The 10,741-nt window shown below is 45.8% G+C and carries 7 protein-coding genes and 1 pseudogene; 6 read left to right on the top strand and 2 right to left on the bottom strand.

Annotation, left to right across the window (positions count from 1 at the left end; translation table 11 throughout):
* Positions 1 to 144: 144 nt before the first annotated feature.
* Positions 145 to 522, top strand: a complete 378-nt coding sequence (locus tag ACKI5J_RS01265) for a hypothetical protein (RefSeq protein WP_407425696.1) — start codon at positions 145 to 147, stop codon at positions 520 to 522.
* A 2-nt stretch (positions 523 to 524) separates the two neighbouring features.
* On the opposite strand, the gene ACKI5J_RS01270 is transcribed toward ACKI5J_RS01265, so the two are convergent.
* Positions 525 to 2,471, bottom strand: a complete 1,947-nt coding sequence (locus ACKI5J_RS01270; RefSeq protein WP_407425698.1) for a tetratricopeptide repeat protein — start codon at positions 2,469 to 2,471, stop codon at positions 525 to 527.
* A 346-nt stretch (positions 2,472 to 2,817) separates the two neighbouring features.
* Here ACKI5J_RS01270 and mnmA point away from each other — a divergent pair, with 346 nt between their 5' ends.
* The 5 genes from mnmA to ACKI5J_RS01295 all read left to right on the top strand — a co-directional run bounded on the left by mnmA (position 2,818) and on the right by ACKI5J_RS01295 (position 10,146).
* On the top strand, positions 2,818 to 3,906 hold the full coding sequence (gene mnmA, locus ACKI5J_RS01275) for a tRNA 2-thiouridine(34) synthase MnmA (RefSeq protein WP_407425700.1): 1,089 nt from the start codon (positions 2,818 to 2,820) through the stop codon (positions 3,904 to 3,906).
* 138 nt (positions 3,907 to 4,044) lie between these two features.
* Positions 4,045 to 6,384, top strand: coding sequence for a type I DNA topoisomerase (gene topA, locus ACKI5J_RS01280; protein WP_407425702.1), 2,340 nt, complete (start codon positions 4,045 to 4,047; stop codon positions 6,382 to 6,384).
* Positions 6,385 to 6,414: 30 nt separating this feature from the next.
* Positions 6,415 to 6,819, top strand: a complete 405-nt coding sequence (locus ACKI5J_RS01285; protein WP_407425704.1) for a hypothetical protein — start codon at positions 6,415 to 6,417, stop codon at positions 6,817 to 6,819.
* Between the two features lie 212 nt (positions 6,820 to 7,031).
* Positions 7,032 to 9,161 carry a ribonuclease R gene (rnr, locus tag ACKI5J_RS01290; protein WP_407425706.1) on the top strand — a complete coding sequence of 710 codons (2,130 nt, stop codon included), beginning with the start codon at positions 7,032 to 7,034 and terminating at the stop codon, positions 9,159 to 9,161.
* A 7-nt stretch (positions 9,162 to 9,168) separates the two neighbouring features.
* Positions 9,169 to 10,146 carry a polyprenyl synthetase family protein gene (locus tag ACKI5J_RS01295; protein WP_407425708.1) on the top strand — a complete coding sequence of 326 codons (978 nt, stop codon included), beginning with the start codon at positions 9,169 to 9,171 and terminating at the stop codon, positions 10,144 to 10,146.
* Positions 10,147 to 10,180: 34 nt separating this feature from the next.
* Here ACKI5J_RS01295 and ACKI5J_RS01300 read toward each other — a convergent pair.
* A pseudogene (locus ACKI5J_RS01300) lies at positions 10,181 to 10,741 on the bottom strand (hypothetical protein); the annotation flags it as partial.

A 10,741-nucleotide genomic window follows, 5' to 3' on the forward strand; every position in this document is an offset into this window, starting at 1 on the left:
TGAACACTTGCTACCAACAAAAAAGCGATTAGATTTGAAAAAAATACAAACTATACGGTACAAGTGAAGTTAACATACATAGATCGGCCCCATCATAACGATTAAAGTCGAAACGCTCATCAAGTACAGGATTCTAGATATACCATGTTAAACTTATACCGCCAGATAATAAGTAATAATCTGAACAATACCGTCTTTGAGGAACTTCCCGAAGAATGGCTGGAGAAGGTTTCTCCGGAAATAAAAAGCGAATTGATACACGGTTTTTATAACGCCGGGATATTAACGATCAATCTGGCTGATTTTAACCGCAACGGCTTCTACGAAAAGACGGTCAGATCGCAATTTCATCACTACTGCGAAAGCCTTTATCTCCAGCTCGGCCCGATCGTTCAGCGGTGCCTGCGTAGAATGTTTCTGGGATTCAATGAAAACTTGACTGAATACAAAGTGGTGCTGTTTATGGAAGGACATGAAGAAGATCAATTTGAACCGGTAAAGTTCAATATCGACATTTTCTGAGTCTATACGCCTTTTAAGGTGAAGCAAAATTCGGCGCCCTTACCAGGTCTGGAATTCACCCAAATACGACCGCCATTTGCTGACACGAACTCCTTGCATAACATAAGTCCTATTCCCGTCCCTTGTTCGCCGCTTGTTCCTTCCGCCTTCAAATTGAAGGTTTCAAACAGCTGGCTGGCATCCAACTCGTCCATTCCCTTGCCGTAATCCCTGACCGAGAAGCAAACAAACGCGTCGCGGTGTGCTGCACTGATCTCAATGGCACTATTCGGATAAGAGAATTTTATCGCATTGCTGAGCAGGTTTCTCAAGATAAAATTAAAATGGTCAATATCTGCGGAAATTTGAAGGTCCCTTGGAATGTCGCTGTCTATACGAAGGTTCTTTACGGTACAGGCTGCAAAAAAGAAATCCCGCGCGAGGTCCACCGCTGGAGCCACCGCAAAAGTTTGCTCCTTCACATTTACCCCTTGAATCTGAGTACGTCCCCATTCCAGAAGAGAATCCAGGGTGGATAAAGACGCTTCTGTATGTTTCTTCAGTATGTGCGCGATCTCCTTCAACTCGTTCGGCTTGAGCACATCGTTCTCCATCAGTGTCAGCATTTGCACCACCGAACCCATAGGGCCTCTCAGATCATGGCCAATAATCGAAAACAACTTATCTTTGATCTGATTGGACACTTTAAGTTGTTTGTTAAACTTCTGCACATTATGAAGAGAGAAATAAACCATCAGCAACATTAAAATGACCAGCACGGCAATCGCAATCCCCACATTACGCTGCAGCGTTGTCTTGCCGCTCAATGCCTCAAGTGTCTTGATCTGAGCCTCGTTTTTTTCCTTGTGGTACTCCGCCTGCATAATTTCGGCAGCGCGCTTCTTATCTTTGCTGAATAAAGAATCGCTTAACGCCCTCAGCTTCTGTAACACCCGAAACGCATCTTGATAACTTCCCTGCTCTTGATATATTTCAATGTAAGCTTCATATATTTCCGATACCAGAAAGGAGTGACCAATAGAATCTGCTATCTGAAGCGACCGATCCAACAACTCAATAGCCTTCCGAAAATCCTTCTTTTCAACATGTAAGGCAGCGATATTGAGCAGAGCCCGTGCTTCCTTGTCCGGAAGCCGGAACTTTTGCGCTCGCAAAAGTGATTTGTTATGATAAGCATACGCCGTGTCAGGATAACCCAGATGTTGATACGCATTGCCGGCGTTTGTTAAAGAGGATATATACAGATCGGCATGCTCGGTACTGTCTGCCTGTGCCAATGCAACGAGAAAGTACTTGAGCGCTTCTCTCATATTACCTTGCCTGGCATAGACCACACCGATATTATTCCGTAGTGAGACGGATGAGTTTTTGGGAGAATGCTTGGTCAGTAACGCCTGGGCCTTGCTATAATACGCCAGGGCCTGACCGAGATTGTCGCTGAGTTCATTAATCAGCCCCAGCTTTATATACGAGTCAAATACGCCCTTATCATGCCGAATTTTCTCATAGATCTTCAGGCCTTTCAAAATAGACGCTGTAGCTTCCGGAAACCGGCCCCCTTTCCCCGAAATCGTACCCAGAGTCAGGTAACTGGCGGCTATACCACTCTGATCGTTAATCTTTTTAAACCCCTGCAACGCTTCTTCAGCAGATTTCCTGGATAACATGAGGTTACCATGAGCATGATGGATTTGCGCCACCTTATTTAGCAGCCCGTACTCAGCTCTCCTGTTTTCGACTCCCCTCGCCACCTTCAAAGCCTCCGATGCATAAAAAAGAGAAGAATCATAGTCAGACGGCGAATGATATTCAGCCAGTTTTGTATAAATGGCGAGCCTGGAAGCATCGGATTTTGCTTTGCTCAGCTGACGGATCAAATCGGCAGGTAGCTTGTTCCCAAGGGCATAAACACTTAACAGTGAAAAACAAACCAGAAAAAACAGCCTCATTAACTCTAAGTTCAAGTACATCCCCCCTGCTTAATAATCCAAGCAGCCGGACGCCAAGTATAACAGTTTGTAATGCAATATCCTATAAAAATTATTACTAAAATGATAATATTCAACAATGCCAGATAAATAATGACGTCAATCATACACAAACGCGCTATAAGTCATTTTTTTACCTGGTAAAACAGGCGATGTTTGTATCAATGATTGTTGCTACCCCAAGCAACTTTTTTCATAGGTAGATGTAGGGTCAGGCGATTTCATATTGCCTGACTTTTTTTATGTCCATATTTTACAAGCTATTGACCTGCATCAACACATCTTTCATTTATCTTTGCCGCATATTATGAGTAAGCACGGAAGAATATTAGTAGCAATGAGTGGCGGAGTGGACAGTTCCGTAGCTGCTGTAATGCTACATGAGCAGGGATATGAAGTTATAGGCCTTACAATGAAAACCTGGGATTATGCGTCGTCAGGTTCTTCATCTAAAGAAACCGGCTGCTGCAGTCTGGATTCCATTAATGACGCCCGGTCATTGGCCGTTGGTTATGGTTTTCCTCACTATATACTGGATATCAGAAGTGAATTCGGAGACTTCGTTATCGACAACTTTGTGGATGAATACCTTGCAGGCCGTACTCCGAACCCCTGCGTTCTCTGCAATACCCATATCAAATGGGAAGCCCTGCTTAAACGGGCAGACAAGCTAGACTGCGAATTTATCGCGACCGGTCACTATGCCAATATCCGCTTACAGGACAACGGGCGCCATGTCATTTCAAAAGGCAGGGACGAAAACAAAGATCAGTCTTACGTTCTGTGGGGTGTTTCGCAGAAAAATCTTGCCCGCACCCAATTTCCATTGGGAAGCTTTACCAAGGCCGAGATCAGACAGATGGCGCTGGATATGGGCCAGACCGAGTTGGCGAAAAAGGGTGAAAGCTACGAGATCTGCTTTGTGCCCGATAATGATTACCGTTCCTTTCTGAGACATCGGGTGGATGGTCTTGAAGAAAAGGTAGCAGGCGGAAACTTTGCACTGACCGATGGCACCATCGTTGGCCGGCATCAGGGATACCCTTTTTATACTATCGGACAGCGTAAGGGACTTGGCATAGCGTTCGGCCATCCCATGTTTGTCACTGAGATACTCCCTGAAAGTAATACCGTTGTTCTGGGCACCCAGGAAGAGCTCAAAAAAACGGTTGCATTGGTACGGGGTGTCAACCTCATCAAATATGACAGCATTCAGGAGCCTATGGAAGCGATTACCAAAATCCGGTACAAGGATGCTGGCGCAAACAGTACAATTGTACAGGAGGACGGCTTAATGAAAGTGGAGTTCCACCATGCAGTATCGGGAATAGCCCCCGGACAGTCAGCCGTATTTTATGAAGGTAACGACCTTTTAGGCGGCGGATTTTTATTATAGGGCCATTAAATCGCAAAGTATCAGGGAAAAATACACCCAATTTACTACCAAAACCCTCTTCGGAAGATACCCAAAACATAATTCTATTTTGCATTGGGTTGATTAATGTCTTTCTTTGCAGAAAAACCAATCTGCTGAATGGCTAAAAATTTACTAATCGTTGAGTCCCCTGCTAAGGCAAAAACCATTGAAGGTTATTTGGGTAGTGACTTCATGGTCAAATCTAGTTACGGACACATCCGTGATCTGGTTAAGACCGATGATGCGATAGATACCGAAAATAACTTTACCCAGAAATATGAAGTGCCGGCAGACAAAAAAGCCGTTGTAAGTGAATTAAAGAAACTTGCAAAGGAAGCCGAAATGGTCTGGCTCGCATCCGATGAGGACCGCGAGGGAGAAGCCATCTCATGGCACTTATTTGAGACCTTAGGTCTTAAGGACGAGAAAACGAAAAGAATTGTATTTCATGAAATCACTAAGCCGGCTATATTAAAGGCTATAGAATCCCCGCGTAATATTGATTACAACCTTGTCCATGCACAGCAGGCGAGACGAGTGCTCGACAGGCTGGTTGGTTTCGAGCTTTCACCCGTTTTATGGAAAAAGGTCAAACCCTCCCTATCGGCGGGCCGGGTCCAATCCGTTGCCGTACGCCTCATTGTAGATCGAGAGAGAGAAGTCAACAAATTCACTCCTACGGCTGCTTACAAGATCACCGCGATCTTCAACACCGGAAAAGCCAGGGAACTTTTCAAAGCAGAACTCCCTGAACGCTTCGGAACAGAGCAGGAAGCTACAGCATTCCTTAACGCATGTATGGAAGCCGACTTCAAAGTCAACAGTGTAGAAAGCAGACCAACCAAAAGAAACCCCGCCCCCCCGTTTACAACCTCTACCCTTCAGCAGGAAGCAAGCAGGAAGCTGGGTTTTTCGGTATCACGGACAATGTCCATCGCACAGCGCCTGTACGAGTCAGGAAAGATCACCTACATGAGAACGGACTCCGTTAACTTGTCAGACACCGCACTCGAAGCCGCAACTAATGAGATCAACACCGCTTATGGTGAAAACTACCATCAGCAGAGAAAATATAAAACAAAGGCAGCCGGAGCACAGGAAGCCCACGAAGCGATCCGGCCGACCTATTTTGATCAGCATACGATCGATGGTGACCATTCTGAGAAACGCCTGTATGAACTGATCTGGAAGCGCGCGATCGCCTCCCAGATGAGCGAGGCCCGGTTTGAAAAAACCACTGCCAAAATCACAGTATCCAACCGAATCGAAAACTTCGTTGCTAACGGCGAGGTGATGAAATTTGACGGATTCCTGAAGGTCTACATGGAATCTCAGGACGATGATCAGGAAGTAAATCTGGACGAAGAGGCAGGAAATGCTATCCTCCCTCCTCTTTCAAAAGACCAACCGTTGAGTCGCCACGAAATTAAAGCAACAGAACGTTATACCCGTCCACCAGCCCGCTACACAGAAGCGAGCCTGGTAAAAAAGCTCGAAGAGCTTGGCATTGGCAGACCATCTACCTACGCCCCTACCATTTCCACTGTTCAAAACAGAGGTTATGTCGTGAAAGAAGACAGAGAAGGTAAATCAAGGGATTTTTGCGTATTCACCCTTAGCGGCAACGAACTGGTTAAAGAAACCAAAACAGAGATTACCGGTGCCGAAAAGGCAAAGCTTTTCCCTACAGATATCGGAGCTGTAGTAAACGACTTCCTGGTTCAGCACTTCAATGGTATAGTTGATTTCCATTTCACCGCCAACGTAGAAAAAGAGTTCGACGAAATCGCAAACGGATTGAAGAACTGGACGGAAATGCTTAAGTCCTTTTACAATCCATTCCATAAGGAAGTGGAAAACACCATCCTGAATGCAGAAAAAGCAAGAGGGGAACGAGAGCTCGGACTTGATCCGGAAACGGGCAAAAAGGTATCTGTTAGAATCGGCCGCTTCGGGCCCTTTGTTCAGATCGGTGAAACTGAAGCAGAAGAGAAGCCTCGTTATGCCAGTCTGAGGTCGGGCCAGATGATCGAATCGATTACACTCGAAGAAGCCATGGAGCTCTTCAAACTACCTAAAAAGGTAGGCACTTTCGAAGAGAAGGAAATGACCGTGGCTATCGGCCGTTTTGGTCCTTACGTGAGACATAACGGTGCTTTCTATTCCTTGCCCAAAGGAGTTGATCCCCATTCGGTGACAGAAGAAGTGTGCATGGAGATCATTCTGGAAAAACGTAAAAAAGACGCTGAGAAACTGATCAAGACCTTTGATGAAGATCCGACAGTGAAAATTCTTAACGGCAGATGGGGCCCCTATATCGAGTACGGGAAAGCCAATATCAAGATTCCAAAAGATAAGGAAGCTGCTGCCCTGACGTTTGAAGAAGTGAAAGCTCTTGCAGAAGCTGCAGAGAAGGAGCCAAAGAAACCAGCGCGCAAGTTTGCTAAAAAGAAATAAGTCAAAGCGTATCTGAAACATAACAGAATAATGAAGAAAGATCTTCCTGAAAACCTGGTGCAAGATGTCGGCATGGCAGTTGTTCTCGAGAGCGACAGTCCGCAGGGACGTTCGTGGAACGTCTATCTTATTAATCTGAAGGACACGAGTCTCGACACGGTCCTGATATCTTCCAAAGGTTATGGCATTAAAGATGGCGTAGACGTAAAAACCTCTATACTAAGACATTCCATGGGAAATATTCCCGCCAAAACAACCGCCCGTGTGGAAGCAATAGATGAGCAGGTATTCGGCCTTACCAATGAATACCTCCTTAGTTTCTACATCGGCGGCCAGGTTTTTGATAAAAAGTACATCTTTGTTCCTGAGAGCATTGTCGAATCGAACATGGTCCGGATCCCATTACTCAACAAACCCGGCATACTTATTCTTTAGTTGATATATTCATCCTGACTTAGCGAAACCAGAGGGAGTCCGGCTGCCCGAAAGCACGCTGTACGGCTTCTCGCTTCCGGGCAAAATGGAAATAAGCGGGAACAAAACATAGATCAAAATCCTTAACTTGCCAAAGAAAGGGTTTCACAGCTTAAATAACCATGAACTTTATGGCGTATGTAAACGTTGTGATCACATAATACATTCACAAAATGGCCAAGAAAAAATCCAACCATCTATTAGCTGTTTTTACACAGCTTATTACCGATATATTGGAAAAGGGGGGCAATGCTCCCATGAACTATAAACAAATTGCTGCAAAACTTAATCTGACCGATCCTGAATCACGGGAGACTATACTGGTAGTTCTAAAAGAAGAAACCCGCAAGGGAATCTTTATTGAACCTCAGAAAGGCAAATTTCAGTTGAAAGAGCTGAAAACCATCGTTACCGGAAAGGTTTCGATGACCAGCGACGGATCCGCATTTATCATCACTGATGATGAATTTGAGGAAGATATTTATATCGCCCCAAGAAAAGTCGGCACGGCTTTAAATGGCGATAAAGTAAGGGCATATGTTTTTGCCAACAGGAAAGGCAAACGAAAGGAAGGAGAAATTATTGAGATCCTTGAACGCTTCAAGATGGAGTTTACCGGCATCGTTAAGGTTAACGGCGCCTTCGCCTTCTTTATACCCGACGACAGGAAGATGCTCAGGGATATTTTTATTCCTCTTGAGAACCTCAACGGAGCGGAACACGGAGTAAAAGCGGTTGCCAAGATCACCGACTGGCCCGATGGCGCTAAAAATCCTGTAGGTACCATCACCACCGTTCTGGGAGTTCAGGGAGAGAACAATACGGAGATGACCGCTATTCTGGCAGAATATGGCTTCCCGTTGTCCTTTCCTGACGAGGTCGAGAAAGAGGCCGAGTCTATACCAGACGAGATCACAGCAGAAGAAATCGCAAAACGACGTGACTTCCGCGATGTACTTACCTTTACCATAGACCCTGCTGACGCTAAAGACTTCGATGATGCCATATCCTACCAGGTATTGGAAAACGGCAACTACGAAATAGGCATCCACATTGCGGATGTGTCGCATTACGTGCGCCCCGACACGGCGCTTGACGCCGAAGCTTTTAACCGGGGAACCTCTGTATACCTGGTAGACAGGGTGATACCGATGTTGCCTGAAAGACTTTCAAACGGAGTCTGCTCCCTGCGTCCAAACGAAGACAAGCTCTGCTTTTCCGCTGTGTTTGAATTAGACAACCATGCCAATGTGCTTGAACAGTGGTTCGGAAAAACCGTCATCCATTCCAACAGAAGATTCAGCTATGAAGAAGCTCAGGAGGTGATAGAAGGGAACTCAGACGAGCTGAAAGAAGAAATATTAAAACTAAATGAACTGGCATATATCCTGCGGGAGAAAAAGTTCAAGCAGGGCGCTATAAGTTTTGAAACTTCAGAAGTGAAGTTTCAACTTGATGAGCAGGGCAAACCGATAGGGGTGTATACCAAGGAGCGTAAAGATGCACATAAGCTGATAGAAGACTATATGCTGCTTGCTAATAGGAAAGTGGCAGAGTTTATAGCTAAAAAGGGCAAAGGAAAAAAGAAATATACTTTTGTTTATCGTGCCCATGATGCACCAAATGAGCAAACTCTCATGGGATTTGTTCAGTTCGCTGCACAATTCGGGTATAAAATCAGTACCAAATCAGACCGTGACATTGCCAGATCATTGAATCACCTGATGGCCGACGTAGAAGGAAAGAAGGAGCAGAATGTGCTGACGCATCTGGCTATCAGGTCTATGGCCAAAGCTATTTATACCACAAAAAAATCGGGGCACTATGGCCTTGCATTCGACTACTACACCCACTTTACCTCTCCTATCCGCCGTTCGCCCGACGTAATGGTCCATCGGCTCCTTGAACGCTATCTCCATGGCGGAACTTCCGCTAACGAGGAAGAATACGAAAAGATGTGTGTGCATGCATCTCAGATGGAGAAAAAAGCTGCTGATGCGGAACGTGCTTCCGTAAAATACAAACAGGCTGAATTCCTGCAGGATAATATTGGCAAAGAGTTTACCGGTATCATTTCCGGAGTTACTGAGTGGGGCATGTTTGTGGAGATTGAAGAAAACAAATGCGAAGGTATGGTACGCCTGCGGGATATTGCAGATGATTTTTATGTGCTAGACGAAAAGAATTATTGTATCATCGGACAGCGCAAAAAGAAAAAATATCAGCTGGGAGACGAAGTTCAGATCCTGGTAAAAAAGGTGGATCTGGCCAAAAGGCAAATTGACTTTAAATTACTTCAATAAATTATACATGTATTCTATTACACAACTTCAGGATCTGATCAACAAACAGATCGTTGAAAAGAAGTATCCTGTTACTCCTTCAGAACTGTACGACCCGATAACGTACATCATGTCTTTAGGAGGCAAGAGAATGCGGCCTGTGCTGACGTTGATGGCTTGCGATATGTTCGGCGGACATATTACTGCGGCCCTCGAACCGGCTCTTGCGATTGAGCTGTTTCATAATTTCACCTTGATGCACGATGACATCATGGATAAAGCTCCCCTTCGTCGCGGGCAGTCTACCGTCCATTCCAAGTGGAATGACAACGTAGCTATACTCTCGGGAGATGTAATGCTTGTAGAGGCTTATAAGACGCTGGTGAACGCTGTAGATAGCGCAATCCTCAGGGATGTGTTAACTGTGTTTAATGATACTGCTGCCGGAGTATGCGAAGGTCAGCAGACGGATATGAATTTTGAGCTGATAGAAGATGTCAGCATAGCACAATATCTGAATATGATCCGGTTGAAGACGGCAGTGTTACTTGGCTGTAGTCTGAAAATCGGCGCATTAATCGGCAGTGCCGGCCCTGAAGACTCGGAGCATTTGTACAACTTCGGTGTGAATATTGGCATCGCTTTCCAGCTTCAGGATGATATTCTGGATGTTTACGGCAATCCGGAAAAGTTTGGCAAACAGGTAGGTGGCGACATTCTGTCCAATAAAAAGACCTTCCTGCTAATTAAAGCTATTGAGCTGGCTGAGGATCTGGATAAAGAAGAACTTCACTATTGGCTGAATGTAGTAGAATGTGACCCTGCAAGCAAGATCAGTTCGGTAACGGCGATATATGACAGGCTTGGTGTAAGGCAGCTTGCTGAAGAACAGATGAACCTGCATGCCCGCAAGAGCCTCTCCGAACTCGACAAGGTGTCTGTAAGTGCGGAAAACAAGCAAATCTTAGTGGATTTCGCTGGACAACTATTGATCAGGGAGACCTGACCAGTGGGTGTCCCCATTTGTAATAGAGAATAATCTATGCCTTAGAAGAAAACGATACGCGCTTCCCTATCGGGAATCCGGCCTGGCCGCCCTTGTCTGCCGTTCGCTTCCTGGTAGTCTTTGCCTGCGCTTTTGTTGTTGCCGTTGTTGCTGTCTCTTTCCGTTGTTTCCAGTCCCTCAGCAGCCTGTTGCCTTCATAACACATTATACTAAAGGACGCTGCCCGTGTTTGCTGTTCTTCGTTAAGTTCCATATTCACCGGCCCCGAAGGAAATTCTCCCGGCTCTTCAGCCGCATAAGCAGCTATAATCCCGCAGGGACTGAATGCCTTGCTGTTCAGCAGTACATAGCCTTCCTCCATTCGTGTTTCGCTGTAAGCCAGCAGCGATACGCTCAGCATCAGGAGCTGGTCTGCTCCAGCCCGGGCGTCAAAGCGGAGCTCCTGCGCCTCCAGCTGTCCGTATTTGCGCAGCTCCACATCCCTGACTTCCAGGTATTCGAAGTACTCCTTGCGGAAGTTGAAGCCGATCAGGCTATACCGGATGCGGTATTTGCTCACGGCCTTGCTGATGCCTGGCGGTACCCGAAGGTCCGT

The organism is Arcticibacter sp., assembly GCF_045629565.1.
Lineage (GTDB): Bacteria > Bacteroidota > Bacteroidia > Sphingobacteriales > Sphingobacteriaceae > Arcticibacter.